The organism is Nitratireductor sp. L15S-10, from assembly GCF_045011005.1.
In the GTDB taxonomy this organism is placed as follows: domain Bacteria; phylum Pseudomonadota; class Alphaproteobacteria; order Rhizobiales; family Rhizobiaceae; genus Nitratireductor.
This window is the reverse complement of the sequence record NZ_CP120674.1, coordinates 2,951,312-2,968,401: the sequence shown is the minus strand read 5'-3', so window position 1 is coordinate 2,968,401 and position 17,090 is coordinate 2,951,312. Positions and strand designations below refer to the sequence as shown.

At 59.9% G+C, this 17,090-nt stretch carries 20 protein-coding genes; 14 read left to right on the top strand and 6 right to left on the bottom strand.

All coding sequences use genetic code 11. The annotated features are described in order from the left end of the window. The first annotated feature begins 2 nt into the window (after positions 1 to 2). Both pcaG and P2W41_RS14200 read left to right on the top strand, forming a co-directional pair. On the top strand, positions 3 to 602 hold the full coding sequence (gene pcaG / locus P2W41_RS14205) for a protocatechuate 3,4-dioxygenase subunit alpha (protein WP_292899600.1): 600 nt from the start codon (positions 3 to 5) through the stop codon (positions 600 to 602). Positions 603 to 666: 64 nt separating this feature from the next. Further along, complete coding sequence (locus P2W41_RS14200; protein WP_292899602.1) at positions 667 to 1,752, top strand: 3-carboxy-cis,cis-muconate cycloisomerase; 1,086 nt, start codon at positions 667 to 669, stop codon at positions 1,750 to 1,752. Between the two features lie 41 nt (positions 1,753 to 1,793). Here P2W41_RS14200 and P2W41_RS14195 read toward each other — a convergent pair whose 3' ends face one another. Next, positions 1,794 to 2,138 carry an amidase family protein gene (locus P2W41_RS14195; protein WP_404934985.1) on the bottom strand — a complete coding sequence of 115 codons (345 nt, stop codon included), beginning with the start codon at positions 2,136 to 2,138 and terminating at the stop codon, positions 1,794 to 1,796. 30 nt (positions 2,139 to 2,168) lie between these two features. Here P2W41_RS14195 and P2W41_RS14190 point away from each other — a divergent pair, with 30 nt between their 5' ends. From P2W41_RS14190 to P2W41_RS14135, 12 genes are all read left to right on the top strand, one after another. Then, positions 2,169 to 2,378 carry a hypothetical protein gene (locus P2W41_RS14190; protein ID WP_404933497.1) on the top strand — a complete coding sequence of 70 codons (210 nt, stop codon included), beginning with the start codon at positions 2,169 to 2,171 and terminating at the stop codon, positions 2,376 to 2,378. Between the two features lie 184 nt (positions 2,379 to 2,562). Further along, positions 2,563 to 3,288: a GntR family transcriptional regulator gene (locus tag P2W41_RS14185; protein ID WP_292899606.1), complete on the top strand. Its 726-nt coding sequence runs from the start codon at positions 2,563 to 2,565 to the stop codon at positions 3,286 to 3,288. 3 nt (positions 3,289 to 3,291) lie between these two features. Then, entirely contained in the window at positions 3,292 to 4,323 is a 1,032-nt protein-coding gene (locus P2W41_RS14180) for an ADP-ribosylglycohydrolase family protein (RefSeq protein ID WP_404933496.1), read from the top strand. After that, complete coding sequence (locus P2W41_RS14175; RefSeq protein ID WP_404933495.1) at positions 4,320 to 5,300, top strand: PfkB family carbohydrate kinase; 981 nt, start codon at positions 4,320 to 4,322, stop codon at positions 5,298 to 5,300. Before P2W41_RS14180 ends, P2W41_RS14175 begins: the two co-directional genes overlap by 4 nt. Before the next feature lie 31 nt (positions 5,301 to 5,331). After that, positions 5,332 to 6,387, top strand: a complete 1,056-nt coding sequence (locus tag P2W41_RS14170; RefSeq protein WP_404933494.1) for an ABC transporter substrate-binding protein — start codon at positions 5,332 to 5,334, stop codon at positions 6,385 to 6,387. 78 nt (positions 6,388 to 6,465) lie between these two features. Next, positions 6,466 to 7,329 (top strand): ABC transporter permease, encoded by an 864-nt coding sequence (locus tag P2W41_RS14165; protein WP_292899614.1) that lies wholly within the window; start codon positions 6,466 to 6,468, stop codon positions 7,327 to 7,329. Next, on the top strand, positions 7,329 to 8,117 hold the full coding sequence (locus tag P2W41_RS14160; protein ID WP_404933493.1) for an ABC transporter permease: 789 nt from the start codon (positions 7,329 to 7,331) through the stop codon (positions 8,115 to 8,117). Before P2W41_RS14165 ends, P2W41_RS14160 begins: the two co-directional genes overlap by 1 nt. Before the next feature lie 3 nt (positions 8,118 to 8,120). Next, entirely contained in the window at positions 8,121 to 9,182 is a 1,062-nt protein-coding gene (locus P2W41_RS14155; RefSeq protein WP_404933492.1) for an ABC transporter ATP-binding protein, read from the top strand. Positions 9,183 to 9,264: 82 nt separating this feature from the next. Next, complete coding sequence (locus tag P2W41_RS14150) at positions 9,265 to 9,627, top strand: ArsC family reductase (protein WP_404933491.1); 363 nt, start codon at positions 9,265 to 9,267, stop codon at positions 9,625 to 9,627. Positions 9,628 to 9,746: 119 nt separating this feature from the next. Continuing rightward, positions 9,747 to 11,300: a phospholipase D-like domain-containing protein gene (locus tag P2W41_RS14145; protein ID WP_404933490.1), complete on the top strand. Its 1,554-nt coding sequence runs from the start codon at positions 9,747 to 9,749 to the stop codon at positions 11,298 to 11,300. Positions 11,301 to 11,340: 40 nt separating this feature from the next. Next, complete coding sequence (locus P2W41_RS14140; RefSeq protein WP_404933489.1) at positions 11,341 to 11,853, top strand: HdeD family acid-resistance protein; 513 nt, start codon at positions 11,341 to 11,343, stop codon at positions 11,851 to 11,853. Further along, on the top strand, positions 11,837 to 12,925 hold the full coding sequence (locus P2W41_RS14135; RefSeq protein ID WP_292899626.1) for an AI-2E family transporter: 1,089 nt from the start codon (positions 11,837 to 11,839) through the stop codon (positions 12,923 to 12,925). The genes P2W41_RS14140 and P2W41_RS14135 overlap by 17 nt, the downstream gene beginning before the upstream one ends. 82 nt (positions 12,926 to 13,007) lie before the next feature. Here the strand turns inward: P2W41_RS14135 and P2W41_RS14130 are convergent, their stop codons facing one another. The 5 genes from P2W41_RS14130 to P2W41_RS14110 form a co-directional block, all read right to left on the bottom strand. Beyond that, on the bottom strand, positions 13,008 to 13,250 hold the full coding sequence (locus tag P2W41_RS14130; RefSeq protein WP_292899628.1) for a hypothetical protein: 243 nt from the start codon (positions 13,248 to 13,250) through the stop codon (positions 13,008 to 13,010). A 209-nt stretch (positions 13,251 to 13,459) separates the two neighbouring features. Beyond that, positions 13,460 to 14,317, bottom strand: a complete 858-nt coding sequence (gene panC, locus P2W41_RS14125) for a pantoate--beta-alanine ligase (protein ID WP_292899630.1) — start codon at positions 14,315 to 14,317, stop codon at positions 13,460 to 13,462. Beyond that, positions 14,314 to 15,147 carry a 3-methyl-2-oxobutanoate hydroxymethyltransferase gene (panB, locus tag P2W41_RS14120; protein WP_404933488.1) on the bottom strand — a complete coding sequence of 278 codons (834 nt, stop codon included), beginning with the start codon at positions 15,145 to 15,147 and terminating at the stop codon, positions 14,314 to 14,316. The genes panC and panB overlap by 4 nt, the downstream gene beginning before the upstream one ends. 117 nt (positions 15,148 to 15,264) lie before the next feature. After that, entirely contained in the window at positions 15,265 to 16,254 is a 990-nt protein-coding gene (locus tag P2W41_RS14115; protein ID WP_292899634.1) for a hypothetical protein, read from the bottom strand. A gap of 424 nt (positions 16,255 to 16,678) precedes the next feature. After that, the gene (locus tag P2W41_RS14110; protein WP_292899636.1) at positions 16,679 to 17,089 is read right to left on the bottom strand and encodes a hypothetical protein; all 411 of its coding nucleotides are present in this window, start codon (positions 17,087 to 17,089) and stop codon (positions 16,679 to 16,681) included. Position 17,090: the final 1 nt, after the last annotated feature.

The window sequence follows — 17,090 nt, the reverse complement described above, 5'->3', positions numbered from 1 at the left end:
TCATGGTTCAGAAGCTGGCCACTCTTGCTGAAACGCCTTCCCAGACTGCCGGTCCATACGTTCACATCGGCCTGATGCCCACTTATGCAGGCAATGCCGGTTCCTTCCCTCAGGAGATTGGTGCCTCGCCCGTCAAAGATGACGTGAAGGGGCAGATGATAGAAATTGTCGGTTCCGTCTTCGACGGCACGGGATGGGTGTTGCGCGACGCGCTGATCGAAAGCTGGCAGTGCGATGGAGAAGGCAAGTTCCCGGGACAGGATGGCGCCGACCCGAATGTTTCGGGCCATTGCCGCTTCGCCGTCGATGAGGCAACCGGCGAGTTCAGGCTTAAAACGGTCAAACCGGGAAGCTATATGGGGCGTGGAGGTGTGAGAAGCGCACCTCACATTTCATTGTGGATTGTCGCGCGCGGTATCAATACAGGGCTCAACACACGGATCTACTTCGAGGATGAGGACAATTCTGGCGATCCGTTGCTGGGACGCATCGAGCAGCGCCCGCGCGCGGAAACGCTGATCGCAAAGAAAGTTGCCGATGGGAAATACCGTTTCGACATCCGTCTTCAGGGCGAGCGCGAGACGGTGTTTCTCGATCTCTGACAGATGCAATTGATAGCGCAGCGCCGATCAAGGCAGCTCGAACAATGTCGAAAGGCTCTTCGGGATGAACGTTTCGGTTTTTGATCATCCATGGCTGGCGGGCTTGTTCGGCGACCCGGAGATGGCCTCGATCCTGGGCCCAGATCGGCAGATGAGCCACATGCTGTCCTTCGAGGCTGCCTGGTCGCGGGCCTGTGGGCGCGCAGGCTTTTTCGATGCTGAACAGGCCGAGGCGGCGGCGCTCGCAATCGAGAAAGCACAGATCGACCTGTCGGACATCGCTGCCGGCATGGCACAGGACGGTGTGCCGGTGCCGCGGTTGGTTCGGCAGTTAAAGGCGATAGCGGGGCCGGACGCGGTTCATCGTCATGCCACATCTCAGGATGTCGTGGACACGGCGCTTGCCCTGACTCTGAAAGAGGCCTCCGATCTTCTGGAAGTGCGCTTCAGGGCGCTGGTGGCATCGCTCGATCAACTCGTCGATCGTTTTGGGGACGCGCCCCTGATGGGGCGTACGCGAATGCAGGCGGCCACCATGATTGCAGTCCGTGACCGGGCCAAGACCTGGCGCCTTCCGCTGGATGACCATCTGAAGCGTCTGTCCGCGCTGCGCCCTGTTGTCGAACGGGTTCAGATTGGTGGCGCTTCCGGTGATCGCAAGGCAGTCGGCGCTCTCGCTGACACCATCGTTGCCGATGTTGCCGAAACCCTCGGTCTCGCACCCGCAGGCGAGGCCTGGCACGCCATGCGCCACAGCATCGCCGACTACGCATCGTTTCTTTCCCTTGTCACGGGGACACTTGGCAAGTTCGGGCAGGATGTGATGCTGATGGCGCAACAGGGGATCGACGAAATCGCGCTTTCGGGTGGCGGTGGATCATCGGCGATGCCGCATAAGCAGAACCCGGTGCTGGCCGAACTTCTCGTAACGCTTGGCCGGTTCAATGCTACGCAGGTTTCCGCCATGCATCATGCGATGATCCATGAGCAGGAGCGTTCGGGAGCGGCATGGAGCCTTGAATGGATGGTGCTTCCGCAAATGTTGATGGCGACTGCACGGGCGCTTTCAGCCGCGAGGGACATGTCTCTGGCGATAACGCGGATTGGCGAACCGTCTGAGGATCGCAAAAACACCAGTCTTGATGATTGATCAGCCGCGACCACTGTGAGGCAGCGCCGAGACGCTGCCTCTCACGGGGCGCGCAGCCCGGTCAGGTGTGGAGGGCAGTCGGTGCAGGCACTGGCCATCGGCAGCTGCCCCGTGATGCCCTCCACCAACTGCCCAGGCTTCAGGAGCACCGCTTCCGAATGGGCGGGGCCGATGAACTGCACACCGAAAGGCAGGCCGGATGAATGCCGCCCCGCGGGGGCCGACAGCGCCGGTACGCCCGTCAGATTTGCAGCGGCGTTCAACCTCACATAAGCCTCCACGACCTGCTCTTCACTTCCGTTCTGCCAGATGAGTGCTTTCTGGCCGCGTCGTGCTGCCACGGTTGGCACAGTGGGAACGATCAACGCGTCGATCTTCTGGAACACCTCCACCCAGGCGCGCTCCAGCAGCTCGAGATGATTCTCGGACGCGAGGCACAGGAGGAAGACCTGCCGACAGATGTCGATAAGCTTCTCGATCGGGTTATCGCTCCGATCATGTATCGTATCCTGTTTACGGACGCCCCACCGGGCCGGGAGTATGCGCAGGAACTGCTCGACAGAGCATTGGAGACCGGTCACCTCCGGCCGGTGAAGCGCCATAAACAAGATTCCTGGCCGCGGTAGGCGATCGCCATCAAGCGGTCTGCATTTCAGCGTGCATGGCTTTGGAAACACTCTCGGCGCTTGTGTCGTCTGCCTGATCGCGCGCTGCCGCAGGTTATCCTTAAGCTCAGGTCTGGTCCTTCGTGCGTTGACTCCTGCCAATCTGTAAAGTACAGGATTATACAGGTTCACTGGACAGGTTTATATGTCTCGACGCGCGAACACGTTATCACCGGGGATGGCAAAGCCTGAGCGGATCGCCACGGTTCTGGAGCGGGAAATTCGTTCAGGCGCCCTGGGGTTTGGCGAGCGGCTGCAAAGCGAAAATGAGCTGGTGCAGCGCTTTTCCGTCAGCCGCAACACGGTGCGGCGCGGCCTGGAAGAGCTCTCTGCGAGGGGGCTCATAACGACGAAGGTCGGTATCGGCTCCTTTGTCACGTTCGACGGAAAGATGGTCGATGACGGGATCGGCTGGTCGAAGGCGCTGGCTGACGCAGGGGCCAATGTCCAGACCCGCACGCTGCGTCTGGAAGTGATTGAAGATCCGGAACTGGCCGAGATGCTCGGCATCGGGAAGTCGGCCTTCATCGCAGTCGATCGCGCACGCAGCAATGCGGGCACCGGATACGCCATCTCCATCGAGCGCTCGCGCCTTCCTCTGTCGCCCGAGCTGGAAGAAGTTCCCCTCAAAGGATTGCGGGAAGGCTCCCTGCACCAGACGTTGCGGGGCGCTGGGCTTGTTCCGGATCATGGAGAAGAGTGGGCCGACATCGAAATGCTGTCGCCTGAGGATGCGGCCATCCTCGGGTGCGAAACAGGAACACCGTTTCTGCGAACGCGCCGCGTGACACGAAGGCCAAACGGATATCCGATCGAGTATGTCACCAGCTTGCTCAACCCCACGCATTTTGCCCTGCACCTGGAGTTCTGAGGCATGTCGGACAGGTCAGTTGCAGAGGACCGGGCAAAGGCTGCGTTGATCGGCGGGGCGTTGGGCGATGCGCTTGGCATGCCGACCCAATTGCTCTCCCCTGCCCAGATCGGCGAGGCTTACGGATTCGTCGAGAGTTTCGTTGTGCCGGCTCCCGACCACCCCGTATCGAAAGGGTTGCCGGCCGGCGCGATCACCGACGACACCGAACAGGCACTGCTGCTGGCGCAAATCCTGCTTGAATCCGGGGACACGTTTGATCACCGCCGGTGGGTGAATGCGCTTGTCGAGTGGGAGCGTGACGTCAAGGCCCGCGGAAGCTACGATCTGCTTGGCCCTTCCACCAAACGCGCCATAGACGCCATCAACAGCGGCACGCCGCCTGAAGAGGCGGGGCGCGACGGCGACACCAACGGTGCCGCCATGCGCATCGCCCCGGTCGGTATCATGATGCCGGCCAGTGCACCGGCTGCGCTGGTCGCCAAGGTGGCCGAAACCTGCCGCGCAACCCACAACACATCCATGGCGATTGCTTCGGCGGCGGCAGTGGCGGCCGCCGTCAGTCATGGTGTTTCTGGCAGCGACTGGCGGCATGCGGCCAAGCACGCCATTGACGCCGCGAAGCTGGGTGCAGGCCATGGGCACTGGGTGGCGGGCCCTGATATTTCAGCCCGCATTCGTTGGGCGACAGACCTCGTGCGCAAAGAGCCTGCAGAACGCGCGATCGAATTGATTTCGGAGCTCATCGGCACAGGTGTGGCAAGCCAGCAGTCTGTACCGGCTGCTTTCGCTGTTCTCGAGGTGGCACAGGGAGATCCCTGGCGTGCTGCGGTCATCAGCGCCAATCTGGGTGGAGATACCGATACGATTGGGGCGATCGCGGCAGGCATGGCGGGCGCCTGCGCAGGCATGAATAGCCTGCCGCAAGACCGTATCGCCCAGTTGAACGGGCTCGATATGGGGGTGGTTGAAACATTGTCCGCGAAGCTCGTTGCAGAGCGCTTCCGCCGTTTCGGAGACGAGGAGGCAGCATGACGCGTCTCATCCATGCCGGCAGTGCCGTTGTTGATTACGTCTACCGGATCGACACCTTGCCGAAACCGGGGGGCGAAAAGACTGCATCGAGCTACAACCGCATCGCCGGCGGTGGCTTCAACGTGATGGTCGCAGCCAGACGGGCCGGTCTGCCGGTTGCGTTTGCCGGTCGCCATGGCACAGGACCGGAGGGGGATTTTCTGCGTGCGGCGTTTGCTGCCGAAGGGGTGGAAACATTGACCCCGCGCGCGCCCGACCTCGACAGTGGAAACTGTGTGGTGTTGGTCACTGCCGATGCCGAACGAACCTTTGTCTCCTGGCCCGGTGCAGAAGCGGTGCTGACGATCGCGGACCTGGCCCCGGTAATCGTACAGGACACCGATTGGGTTTTCATATCCGGCTACACACTGTCTTACCCCGGCAGCCGTGAGGCACTGGCCGACTGGGTCGAGGCCCTGCCGCCGGGCATCCCCGTCATTTTCGACCCGACTCCGGTCGTAGCGGACATCCCTTCTTTTATCCGTGCCCGGGTTCTGGCCCGCAGCACCTGGCTGAGCTGCAATGTCGCAGAAGCGCGCGCGATTGCCGGTGCGTCCGAACCTGCCACCAACGCTGCTCTTCTCATGTCTGAACACTGTCCGGGGGCAGATGGTGTGGTCATTCGCTCCGGTGCATTTGGCGCATATCTTCTGTTGCGGGATGGAAGCGATGGCGCCGTCGACGGATTCTCAGTGCCTGCGGTAGACACAAACGGCGCCGGTGACACGCATATCGGGGCCTTTGTTGCTGCCTTGGCGCGGCATGAACAACCTTTTGCGGCCCTACGCTATGCCAACGCAGCGGCTGCGATATCGGTGAGCCGGCATGGTGGTTGCGCTGCGCCCCGCGACGCCGAAATACGGTCTTTCCTGGCAGAGCGGAATCACGCCGAGGCTGACGAGCCGGTGCGCAGGGATGAGATGCGCAGGCAACAATAACAACGATGGCACAAAAAGAGAGGAACAACCGATGACCAAATTGCTTGGGAAACTGGCAGCGCAAGCAGTGCTGCTCTCCGTGTGTGCGGTTTCCGTCCATGCCGCCGAGCTGCATGTGCTCAACTGGAAGGGGTATGGCGCTGACGAGCCCTGGGCTGTGGAAGCGTTCGAGAAAGCGACGGGCCACAAGGTGGTCAACGACTTCTTCAACTCCGAACAGGAAATGCTGACCAAGCTGAGGACGAATCCCGGCCTCTACGATGTTGTCATGATCAATGCGGCGTTCACCGGTCAGGCACTGGCGGAATCTCTCATCCAGCCGATAGACACCGCAAAAATCCCGAATTACGCGGACATTTCCGGCGACAAGGCCAGCTCGCCCATGCTGAATCAGGACGGCAAGGTCTACGGTGTGCCATGGGTTTGGGGACTGACTGCGATCGCCGTCAACGACAAGTCGTTCGAGACGCTGCCGACCAGCATCTCGGTCATGTGGGATGAGGCGCACAAGGGCAGGGTCGTCATTCGTGATGACGCCGTCGAGGCTATCCAGTTCGGTGCGATCGCCTCGGGGCAAGACATCAATGACATCAAGGACATGGATGCGGTGAAGGAGAAGCTCACTTCGCTCATGCCACAGATCCGCACCTTCTGGAGCTCTGAGAATGACTGGAACCAGATGGTCGCTTCGAACCAGATCGATATTGGCACATACTGGTCCGGCTCGGCTGATCGTGCCAAGACCCAGTTCAACCTGCCGGTCAGTCTGGTAATCCCGGAGGAGGGAGCCGTTGCCTGGCTCGACGCCTTCTCCATTCCCGTCGGCTCCGACAATGTCGAGGGTGCTGAAGCCTTTATCAACTACATGATAGATCCGGAGTTTTACGTCGAATGGGTCACGAAAGTCGGTGCGCCGGTTTCCGCCAATGAAAAGGCAGTCGCGGCTCTTCCCGAAGATGCATTCAACAGGGCAGTGATGGGCGACCCCAAAGTGGCGGATCGCATCCAGTTTCAGGCTCCCGTCACTGATGAGCAGAGAGAGAAATATCTGGCCATCTGGCAGGAACTCAAGGTTGAGGCGAAATAGTCAGAAAAAGAACACGTGCATCCCGCTCACATGAGGCAAAGGGCGGGATGCGGCGCCGGGACCATCGGGAGGAGAGCCATGGCAACATCGATCCGCGGGAGAGGGGGCATCGGACCAGCGCTGCCGCTGCTCACACCCGCCTATCTTTGGCTCGCCGTGGCCATCTTCCTTCCACTCTCGGCGATGGCGCTTTTTTCCTTCATGACCGACCTGCCCATGTCTGGCAGGGATTGGTCCTTGACCCTTGAACACTACGCTGCGTTCTTTTCAAGCGGGCTGTATGTCACCTTGCTCTGGGCGTCGGTCCGTCTCGGCCTCGAGGTGACGCTCTGGTGTGCGGTGATTGGGTTTCCGGCAGCCTATGTGTTGGCAAGGGTTCTCAAAGGCAGGGCGCGAGAAGCGATATTCCTCCTGGTCATCCTTCCCTTCTGGTCAAATGGCCTCGTCCGCATCTTCTCCTGGGCCATGGTGCTTCGGGAAGGGGGGCTGCTGGACACGGTGCTGAACGCCATCTCGCCGTTCCGGATCGACATTGACCTCATGTATTCCTATCCGGCGGTGATCATCGGTCTCGTTCATTCATACGTGCCATACATGGTCCTGACCTGCTACCTGACCCTGCAGGCAATTGACAACGCGCTCATCGAGGCGGCTCGCTCATTGGGTGCCTCGAGACTGCAGACGCTGCGGCGCGTGGTTCTGCCACTCGCCATGCCCGGCCTGCTTGCCGGTTCCGTTCTGATATTTGTGCCCGTTGTTGGCTCGTTCATGGAACCCCGCATCCTGGGCGGGCGCACCGGAACGTTCTACGGCACGGTGATCGAGGATCAGTTTGTTGCCGTCTTCAACTGGCCGCTGGGCGCGGCGCTCTCCTTCATCCTGCTGGCTGTGGTGCTCGTCATTCTCAGCCTGTCGGCGCCGATCCTGAGAAGGGTGCAATAATGTTCACGACCCGTCTGCTCGAGGCGCTCGGCCGTGTGTGGATCGTGCTGCTGCTCTCTTTTCTCTACCTGCCGATCTGCATCATGGCGTTGATGTCGTTCAACGCTTCCCCATTCTACCAATTGCCGTTCGAATGGACGACGGGCTGGTATGCCGATCTTTCACGGAACGGACGACTTCTCGCCGCAACCTGGAATTCCCTCCAGATCGCGGTCTTCACCACGGCAATCGCTACCGTGCTGGGGACAGCGGCATCGATAGCGCTGTTTCGCTATGAGTTTCGAGGCAAGAGACTGCTTCAGGCCCTGCTGTTCCCGCCCATAGCCATTCCATGGCTGATCACCGGCACCGCAATGTTGATCTTCTTCTTCGGCGTCGGCATCGGGCGTGGCCTTCACGCCATCCTGCTTGGCCATGTTGCTCTCGCGCTGCCCTATGTCATCGTTGTCGTTTCCGCGCGCCTGCAGACCTTCGCTCCTGAGCTTGAAGAAGCCGCCCGTTCGCTGGGCGCCAGCCAGTGGCAGGTCACCACGCGGGTCACACTCCCGTGGATCATGCCGGGGGTGATCGCCGGTGGTCTGTTCGCTTTCGCGGTTTCATTCGACCAGTTCGTCGTTTCCTATTTCCTTTCGACTCCGGGCGAAGCGACACTTCCGGTGGAGATCTATGCGGCAATCCGCAAGGGTTTCACGCCTGAGATCAATGCCGTATCCACCATCATAATAGGCATATCCATGGGACTGATGCTCGTCACCGCCCGCTTCTTCAAGTTCGGGGGGGAGAAATAAACAATGGCCGAGGTCGTCGTCGACAGGGTTTCGCGTTCCTTCGGTTCGCACAAGGCACTGGATGAGGTGTCCATCGCCTTTCCCGACAGGGGATTTTATGGATTGCTTGGCCCATCGGGCTCCGGCAAGACCACTTTGCTGCGCATGATAGCCGGGTTCGACTTTCCCGATGCCGGGCGTATTGCCATTGGCGGCGAAGGGGTCGAGCGGGTGCCGGTGGAAAAGCGGCGTATCGGAATGGTGTTTCAGAATTACGCGCTTTTCCCGAACATGAGCGTTGCCGAGAATGTGGCGTTCGGCCTTTCGGTTCGGGGCGAAACCAGAGCCACGATCGAAGTTGAGGTGAAACGCGCGCTTGATCTCGTTCAATTGGGGCAGCTTGGAGAACGGCGTCCGCACCAGTTGTCGGGCGGGCAACGCCAGCGCGTGGCGCTTGCGCGGGCAATCGTGACCAAGCCCCGTGTGCTCTTGCTGGACGAGCCGCTGTCAGCGCTCGACAAGGCGCTGCGCGTGGACATGCAGATCGAGTTGAAGCGTATCCAGCGCGAGATCGGAATCACCACGATCTTCGTCACCCACGATCAGGAGGAAGCGCTGACGATGAGCGACCGTATTGGCATTTTGCGCGACGGTCGTCTGGTTCAGGAGGGCCCACCCGAGGAGATATACGACAGGCCGGAGAGTGAATTCGCGGCGACCTTCCTCGGCGATGCCAACATCCTTCGCGGTGTTGCGACCGGCAGTGGCATAAGCCTGCCGGATGGCACGATCATCAGTGCAAACCATGGAGCGAGCCCGGCGATCGGGTCAAGAGCAGGCTGCGCCGTGCGGCCCGAACGCATAAGCATAGGCGAGGTCGACAGCGCCACCCAGGGAGAGGAAAACCGCCTGAAGGGGCGTGTTTCGAAACGCATTTTCGGGGGCAACAACAGTACCTACTTCGTCGATCACGGCGGGGACGTCATCAAGGTCCACGTGCAGAACAGCGGTGGCCCGAAACTGGCCGAGGGCCAGGACGTGATTTTGCGGTGGTCGCCTGACAGTGCGGTGCTTATCGATATGTGAGGCACTTCCAACCGGCTTCAAAGACGCCTATCACCTCATTGCATTGGCTTTGAGGAAAATCTTTGACTGGGAGTATCTGAGGATGACGGTTGGAAAGCCTGTCGTGATCTATGGCATCAAGAACTGCGACACAATGAAGAAGGCGAGAGCCTGGCTTGAGGCCCATGACATTGCCCATACGTTTCACGACTACAAGGCCGCCGGCATCGAACGCGACCGTCTGAAAGCATGGGTGGAGGAAGTCGGCTGGGAAAAGCTTCTGAATCGCGCTGGAACAACCTTTCGCAAGCTTTCGGATGCCGAGAAGGCGGATATGGATGCCGAAAAGGCAATCCGCCTGATGGAACAACAGCCAAGCATGATAAAGCGCCCGGTACTCGATCTCGGAAACCGTCGTGTGGTCGGCTTCAAACCCGAGATTTACGAAGCCGGGTTCGCTTCCTGAGCACAACCGAAGCCGTGCTCTGGTGCGGCGCGGCTGCGCCTTGCACGGAAAGCCTTTCTTGCCTTGCTTTCTCACAGTTGGGATAAAACGAATGTTCCACCGTGCGGAAGGGGGACTTCGTGCGTATAAAGCAGGTCATGTTCGCTCTGATCTTCATAACCGCTGCCATCGTTCTGGCGGTGATCGTCCTGCGGTTGGTGTTCGCACTGCCAGATATTTCGCAACGAGAGCGCCAGGAGGCGTTGGCCGCGGACCCTTCAACGCTGCTTGGCCGGCTGCTCGAGACGGGCGCTACAGCGCATCCGGGCAAGACCGGCGTGCTGCCGCTTGCTGATGGCAAGGATGCGCTGGCGAGCCGGCTGGAGCTGATCGAGCGCGCGCAAGGCTCCATCGACGCGCAATATTACATCTGGCACGATGACACCTCGGGGATTCTGCTGCTGGATGCTCTGCGCGAGGCCGCAGCTCGCGGGGTGCGGGTGCGCTTGTTGCTCGACGACAATGGCGTACCGGGGCTTGATCTCTATATGGCTGCCCTAAACGCCTTGCCGAACTTCCACATTCGCCTCTTCAACCCGTCCACGGTACGCCGGCCAAAACTTTTCGGCTACACGTTCGATTTCTTTCGCATGAATCGGCGCATGCACAACAAGTCCTTCATTGTTGACGGCGCTGCGGCAATCGTTGGCGGCCGCAATATCGGCGACGAGTATTTTCAGATCGACGAAGCATTCTACGTGGACATGGATGTTCTGGCGACCGGAGCGATCCTTCCCGAAACGGCTATGGTGTTCGATGAATACTGGAACAGCGCCTCGGTGTTTGAAGTCGAAAAGATCATTTCCGGGCCCGGAGATCTCCAGGGTTTCCATGCGCGTGTCGCACAGGTGCGCGCAAGCGAAGAGGCACGAACGGTTCTGGCAGACCTCGAAAGCAGTGCAGATCGCTACGCCAGAGGCGGTGCTGCACTGGAATGGACGGACGTGCAGCTCGTCGCCGACGATCCGGTGAAAGGAGAGGGAAAGGCCACGCGTGACCAGTTGATGATCATGCGCCTTGGCGCGATCCTGGGTGAGGCGCGTCAAAGGCTCGATCTGATTTCGGCCTACTTTGTGCCGGGCAGGATCGGAAGCAGCTATTTCAGCGATCTGGCAAAGGCTGGCAAACAGGTGCACATTCTGACCAACGCCCTCAACACGACGGATGTGCTCCTCGTGCACAGCGGCTATGCCAAGTATCGTCGTGGCCTTCTTGAGGCGGGGGTGAAGCTCTACGAATTGAAACTGCGTGGTGGCGTGACTCAGGAATCAGAATTCCAGCTAAAGCCTTTCGGCCTCTCGGGCGCCAGCCTGCATGCAAAGACCTTCGCGGTTGATGGCGAGCGCATCTTTATTGGGTCGTTCAACTTCGATCCGCGATCAGCGATCCTGAACTGCGAGATGGGCTTCCTGATTGACAGTGAAAGCATGGCCCGAAAAATCAGCGAGGGGTTCGACGACAGATTGGGGCTGGTCAGCTATCAGCCTCGGTTGACCCCCGAGAACAAGATGGTCTGGGTGGAAGAACGGCGCCAGCAGGACCCGATCATCTATCAGGAAGAGCCCGGTGCGACCTGGTTCCGGCAGATCGCGGCGGTGGTGGTCGGCTGGCTTCCGGTGGAGTGGCTTCTCTAGCACGGGTTCCAACTGGCATTTGAGGTCGAACGGAGGGAATATGAAGCACTGGATGTTGTGGTTGCTCGCCGGCATCGTTGCTTTGGTCGGCGGCCTTGCCGCTCTTTTCAACCTCGGCTCCGCTTCCAGTTGGACACTGACATTGGGTGGCTGGGCCCTGATCATCGCCGGCGCCCTGCAGGGGTGGGCGGCCTATAAGGCACCCAGTGTCCCCACGATGATCGGTGCCGGGCTGCTGGCACTCGCCGGCATCTTTCTCGGCCTGTCTCTTCTGTTCGGCCCGTTCGGCGATGGTCGCATGTTGCAATATCTCCTTGGAGCACTCTTGATTGCATCGGGGGCCGCGAAACTCTGGGTGGGGCGCAGCCTGCACGGTGATCGCGCATTTCCCGTGCTTCTCTGCGCGGGCGGCGTTTCCGTGGTCCTTGGGGGGATCGTGCTTCTCGGGGTGACGATCAATTTCGGTCTGATCGTGGCTCTGGAATTGTTGGCCAGCGGCGTCGCGCTGGTGCTGCTGTCATTGCGATTGAAAAGACATGCTGGAGAAAACTGACCCGCTTCGCGCATTTATTATCCTGGTTCTTGCCGTCATTCTCACGGTTTTGGTCGGGTGGATACTGGTTGTCGGGCGCTCGGTCCTGATGCCGATCTTCATTGCGGTGATCTCAGTCTATGTTCTCTTGACCGCGTCCGAAGCGCTGGGGAGATTGCCAGTGCTTGGCCGACTACCAGAGTGGATGCGGCGCGGCCTTGTTCTGGCGATTTTCGTTCTGGCCCTGGTCATGCTGGCCAGTGTGCTGGTCGGCACAGCCGAACAGGTGATCGCGCGTCTGCCAGTGTATCAGAAAAACCTGACGGACATGCTCACCGGCATCCTTTCGCGGTTCGACATCGAAGAGATTCCCAATCTTTCAACTCTCGTTGAAACACTGTGGGGACGCATCAACCTGCAACGCCTCGCGGCCGTCAGTCTTGGTTCGGTCGGATCCCTGGCCGGCATCATCTTCATGGCCGTTGTCTACTCGACCTTTTTGATGGCAGAGCGGGGGGGCTTTGCCAGAAAGATAGCGGCGGCTCTTCCCAGAGACAGGGCCAGCCAGACCCACACGATTGTGCGCGACATCAACCGCAGCATCGGAGAGTATCTGGCGGTCAAGACATTCGTGAACATCATCCTCGGCGTTCTCTCCTTCGTTGTGCTCAAGCTCTTCGGTGTCGACTTCGCTCTTTTCTGGGCCGTCTTGATCGGACTCTTGAACTACATTCCCTATGTCGGATCACTCATGGGAGTGATGTTCCCGGTGCTCCTCACACTGGCACAGTACGGCTCACTCCAGACCACGCTTCTGGTGGCGGTTTTGCTGACCTCGGCACAGATGTGGGTGGGCAATGCCCTGGAACCGCGCATGATCGGCCGCAGGATAAACATGTCGCCGTTCGTTGTGCTGGTGTCGCTCGCCCTGTGGTCGTCTCTTTGGGGCATTCCCGGCGCTATCCTCGCCATCCCGCTCACCTCCATTATTGCCATCATAATGGCCAACTTCGAGAGCACGCGACCGATCGCCCTGCTTCTGGCTGACGATGTGCAGGCTGTGCTGCACAATGGCGAAGATGAGACTCGGTGAATTCCGGGTCGCGCAGGCACGCTCTCTAAAACAAAACGGCCCCGCGATGCAGGGCCGTTGGACCTCGAAAACCGGTCGGCGATTAAGAATCGTTGACCACCGAGCGATTGACGATCTTCAAGCGGCCATCCGGTTGGACGACATAGATCTCACGGTAGCGGCTTCCCCCACTGTGGAACTCGTTGAACGTCACCGAACCCACCGGCGTCCTGGTCAGCGGGGATTGTTCGGGGTTGTAGTTGAGACTTCCACTGATCGGCTCGAGCGCCGCCGCGGGCGCGGCGATGTAAAGCGTGGCGAGGGCGGTTAAAACTGCTATTTTCATAATGGTTTCCGTATAAAAACTGGTTTGCTTCACGATCTCGGACTGGATATCGCCAGAACCGATGTCGGGAACATCGCAGCACGGATGTTCACTGTGAAATCAAGCAGTGGCGAGGGAAACCGTCACTTGCGATAAAGCCATTGGGACCAGAGTTCACGCAGGCGTTACGGCGCCGCCGTTGAAAACCCGGGACCGAACGACCATGGATTTCAGACAGTGAACGGGGTGACGGGGACGTTGTCGATAAGACGGGTTTCACCGAGCCAGGCGGCTGCGAGAAGCCTTGCAGGACGATCGGCGCGCTGAAGAGGCTCCAGGGTTTCTGCATCGCGCAGCTCGAAATACTCCACCCGATCGAACCCGGCCCGTTGCAGGGCTTTCTGAGCAGCTTCCAGAACGGGAGCAGCGTCAGCACCGCCGGCAAGGCGCGCCGCACTCTGCAGCAAAACATCTGCAATTGCGGGTGCAATGCGACGCTGCGCGTCTGTCAGGCGTACATTGCGGGATGAGAGAGCCAGATTGTCGGCTTCGCGCACAGTCGGACAGCCGACAATCTCGACAGGGATGTTCAGGTCCGCCACAAGCCGGCGCACCACGAGAAGCTGTTGAAAATCCTTCTCGCCGAAACAGGCTATGTCGGCACCGCTTTGAAGAAGCAGCTTGGTGACCACGGTGGCAACACCGTCAAAATGTCCAGGCCTATGAGCACCGCACAGCCCCTGGCTGACGCCAGTGACCGAAACGGTGGTGGAAAACCCGGTGCCATACATCTCTTCCACCGGGGGGGCGAACAGGACATCAATCTCGTAAGGCGCAAGCTTTGCCGCATCATCGGCCTCGGTGCGCGGATAGGCGGCAAGGTCGGTAGGATTATTGAATTGCTTCGGGTTGACGAACAGTGTGACGATCACCCGCTGGGCACGCGCCTTGGCCGTCTCCACCAGGCTGAGGTGACCCTGATGAAGTGCGCCCATGGTGGGCACGACGGCAACACGCTCTCCAGCGCGGCGCCACATGCGAACGCGCTCACGCAGTTCTGCGACCGTGCGCAGGATGCTGGGGTTCATTCCGTCTTTCCCTTATTGCCATCGGTGAAAATGTGAACATCGCTCGGAAATTCCCGGGAACGGACCTCTCGCGCATAGGCAGCAATGGCCGCATCCGAAGCCTCACCGAGTTCCGCAAAACGCTTGACGAATTTCGGCCGGAACGTATCGAACATGCCGAGCATGTCATCGACCACGAGTATCTGCCCGTCGCAGGTGCGCGATGCGCCGATGCCGATAGTGGGTATGGGGATCGATGTCGTGATGCGATCGGCCAGCGTGGCCGTCACCTTTTCGAGCACCACGGAGAATGCGCCCGCTTCGGCGACCGTTTCGGCATCACGCAGGATGTGGAAAGCATCGTCGCCGCGCCCCTGCACCTTGTAGCCGCCGAAAGTGTTCACGGCCTGGGGCGTCAGACCGATATGCGCCATGACCGGAATTCCGCGTCGCGTAAGGAACCTGATGGTCTTTTCCATTGTCTCGCCGCCTTCGAGCTTCACGGCGCCACAGCCGGTCTCCGCCATGATGCGGGAAGCATTGCGAAAGGCCTGTTCTGGCGATTCCTCGTAGCTGCCGAAGGGCATGTCGACCACAAGAAGGGCCCGCTCCACGCCCCGCCGAACAGCCTGTCCGTGCATGATCATCATGTCGAGAGAAACACCGACAGTGCTTCGCAGACCATGCAGGACCATGCCGACACTGTCGCCCACCAGCACTATGTCGCAGTGCCGATCGACGATGCGCGCAAGCGGGGTGGTGTAGGCGGTCAGGCAGACGAGCGGCTCGCCACCCTTTCTTGCCAGGACATCAGGGGGCGTCAGTGCCGAAATCCGTGCGTTAGCGCTCAAACTGTCCTCCCTTCGCATATCGACACGATGCGGAACACGCCGCGTCAAAACGATTGCGACAGGGATATGACATAGTTTTTTGCGGATGCGAAGGCGCGCAATGAAGATTGCCGAATGTCAATCGCTGTTGAAAATGTCAGTCGATGTAAGGGTTTGTGCAAGGCTGTCAGGCGTAGTCGGCATTCCTGCCAGCACCGATTGTGCCGCTTTTAGGCCAGCCGTGATGCGCTGCAATATCGGCCCGGGGCCCAGCGTATCCAGCGGTATTCCCCACCGTCCCTTGCCGGGTGTGCGCTGCGGCCACACTTTCAGCTCGAAATACCGCGCGGCTTTTCGATCCACATCGCCCCAATATTGGATGATTGTTGCATCTGGCGCGCTCTTGGCAATCCAGCCGAGATCCTGAATTCCGAGACGCGGTTCATCTCTCGGCCGTTTGGCGAGAAGAATGGCGCGCCAGTCGTGTTCGAAGATCTGGTTGGCGTGCGCGACGACGGCCACCTGCGCGCCGGCCCGCCGGAGCCCTTTTTCCAGCGTGTCGGAGAGGGGATTGTCGCAGATTAGTGCGATATCCGCTCCCTCCACCGGGATTTCCGCCTCCTTGAGCAATTCGAGACAGAGGGCCGGGTGGCGATCTCTGGCACCGACCAGAGGATGCGATTCATTGATGGCGGAGATCGGAATGTCATGCTCAAGGCACGCCTCGATGTCCACTTCGCCTGCCAGCGTCATCCATGCCTCGTGCATCAGCGCCACCACCGAATGGTCGGGTAGGCGTTCGATGAGTGAGCGCGTGACAGGCCGGATGGATGGCCCGTTAAGAAGAATATTGGTCGCGCGGCAGGTTTCGTGATCGATCCGCTCGTCTACGGAAAGCCCCTTCACGAGGCCTGCAGCCTCGACCAGCGTGCGTGTGGCCTCCGCCGCCTCTTCGGCTGACTGGAAGCGGGTGGCCGTCGGTGTCACGGCGGTCACTGCAGCGGCTCCCGCCATCAGTGCGGTTGCTGCAGTGGCGGCGAGAAACCGGCTGTCCACGGGAACCACGACACGCAGTCCAGACAGACTCAGATCGAAGACACGAATGTTGTCTTCGATCAGTGCGAGCATGCCGGTTGTGTCTGTGTGCTGAAGTGCTCGTTCTGAACTGCCACTGCTTGCCATCAGAGTTCTGCCCGGTTCGCCGACCTTTCGTGGTCTACCGTCCGCTGCGAGGCCAGCCCGCCCCGGACGTGTCCATCCTTACGCGTGTCCTCCCCCGCTCCCGGTCCGTTCCTCTCCGTCTGAACCGGGAGACATCCCTCGCCATGGCTTGCGCACTGGCGATCCGGAGCCTCGTTTCTGCGCGCGCCAAGCCGGGAAACCTTAATAAAGGCGGTGGCTTAGCGTTTCGTTTTTGACGATTCTCATTCTTTCCAACTGCTGGAAATCATAAAAGCCCAGGCGCATCGTGCAGATAGAACGTTGGGGCAAATCCCCTGCGCTTAGGTGTTACAGCGTTCATCTTGTCAGCGTACCGGCGGGCCTCTTCTAATCATTTTGAAACGCATGTGCGTAGCGGCTGCGGTCCCGGTGCGAGAACGGGCCGCAAGCCGGGCGCTTCTCGTGTGTCCCCGGGTTCGATCAAGTTTGAAGCCGTCGCGCGCAACTGCCCGACGATTTCGATCTGACGCTGGAGCGCCTTCATTCGCCGTGTGTAGTCTTTCATGGACCGGGTCATGTCATCGATCCGCGTTGAGAGCTTGTTTTCACTACCGTGACTCTCAAAGCGCTCCTGCGCGAACGCCGCTGTAGCAGCGAGCCGCTCGCAGCGCTCCTTCAGGCCGCGGCGTTCGGCATGCAATTCCCGGTCGAGAAGGTCAAGCGTGTGGGCGAGCGTTTTGAACCGCAATGTATCGGTTTCATGGTCGCGCACCGCGCTGCGTAGACGCAAGGCTGAAAACATG

Coding starts and splice junctions, on each gene's coding strand:
- P2W41_RS14115 (WP_292899634.1), bottom strand. CDS start 16,254: ATGCTCGCACTGATCGAAGACAACATTCGTGTCTTCGATCTGAGTCTG.
- P2W41_RS14140 (WP_404933489.1), top strand. CDS start 11,341: ATGAAGCACTGGATGTTGTGGTTGCTCGCCGGCATCGTTGCTTTGGTC.
- P2W41_RS14190 (WP_404933497.1), top strand. CDS start 2,169: ATGATTCTCGGACGCGAGGCACAGGAGGAAGACCTGCCGACAGATGTC.
- panC (WP_292899630.1), bottom strand. CDS start 14,317: ATGAACCCCAGCATCCTGCGCACGGTCGCAGAACTGCGTGAGCGCGTT.
- P2W41_RS14160 (WP_404933493.1), top strand. CDS start 7,329: ATGTTCACGACCCGTCTGCTCGAGGCGCTCGGCCGTGTGTGGATCGTG.
- P2W41_RS14155 (WP_404933492.1), top strand. CDS start 8,121: ATGGCCGAGGTCGTCGTCGACAGGGTTTCGCGTTCCTTCGGTTCGCAC.
- P2W41_RS14110 (WP_292899636.1), bottom strand. CDS start 17,089: ATGTTTTCAGCCTTGCGTCTACGCAGCGCGGTGCGCGACCATGAAACC.
- P2W41_RS14150 (WP_404933491.1), top strand. CDS start 9,265: ATGACGGTTGGAAAGCCTGTCGTGATCTATGGCATCAAGAACTGCGAC.
- P2W41_RS14170 (WP_404933494.1), top strand. CDS start 5,332: ATGACCAAATTGCTTGGGAAACTGGCAGCGCAAGCAGTGCTGCTCTCC.
- P2W41_RS14200 (WP_292899602.1), top strand. CDS start 667: ATGAACGTTTCGGTTTTTGATCATCCATGGCTGGCGGGCTTGTTCGGC.
- P2W41_RS14130 (WP_292899628.1), bottom strand. CDS start 13,250: ATGAAAATAGCAGTTTTAACCGCCCTCGCCACGCTTTACATCGCCGCG.
- P2W41_RS14135 (WP_292899626.1), top strand. CDS start 11,837: ATGCTGGAGAAAACTGACCCGCTTCGCGCATTTATTATCCTGGTTCTT.
- P2W41_RS14175 (WP_404933495.1), top strand. CDS start 4,320: ATGACGCGTCTCATCCATGCCGGCAGTGCCGTTGTTGATTACGTCTAC.
- pcaG (WP_292899600.1), top strand. CDS start 3: ATGGTTCAGAAGCTGGCCACTCTTGCTGAAACGCCTTCCCAGACTGCC.
- P2W41_RS14180 (WP_404933496.1), top strand. CDS start 3,292: ATGTCGGACAGGTCAGTTGCAGAGGACCGGGCAAAGGCTGCGTTGATC.
- P2W41_RS14165 (WP_292899614.1), top strand. CDS start 6,466: ATGGCAACATCGATCCGCGGGAGAGGGGGCATCGGACCAGCGCTGCCG.
- P2W41_RS14185 (WP_292899606.1), top strand. CDS start 2,563: ATGTCTCGACGCGCGAACACGTTATCACCGGGGATGGCAAAGCCTGAG.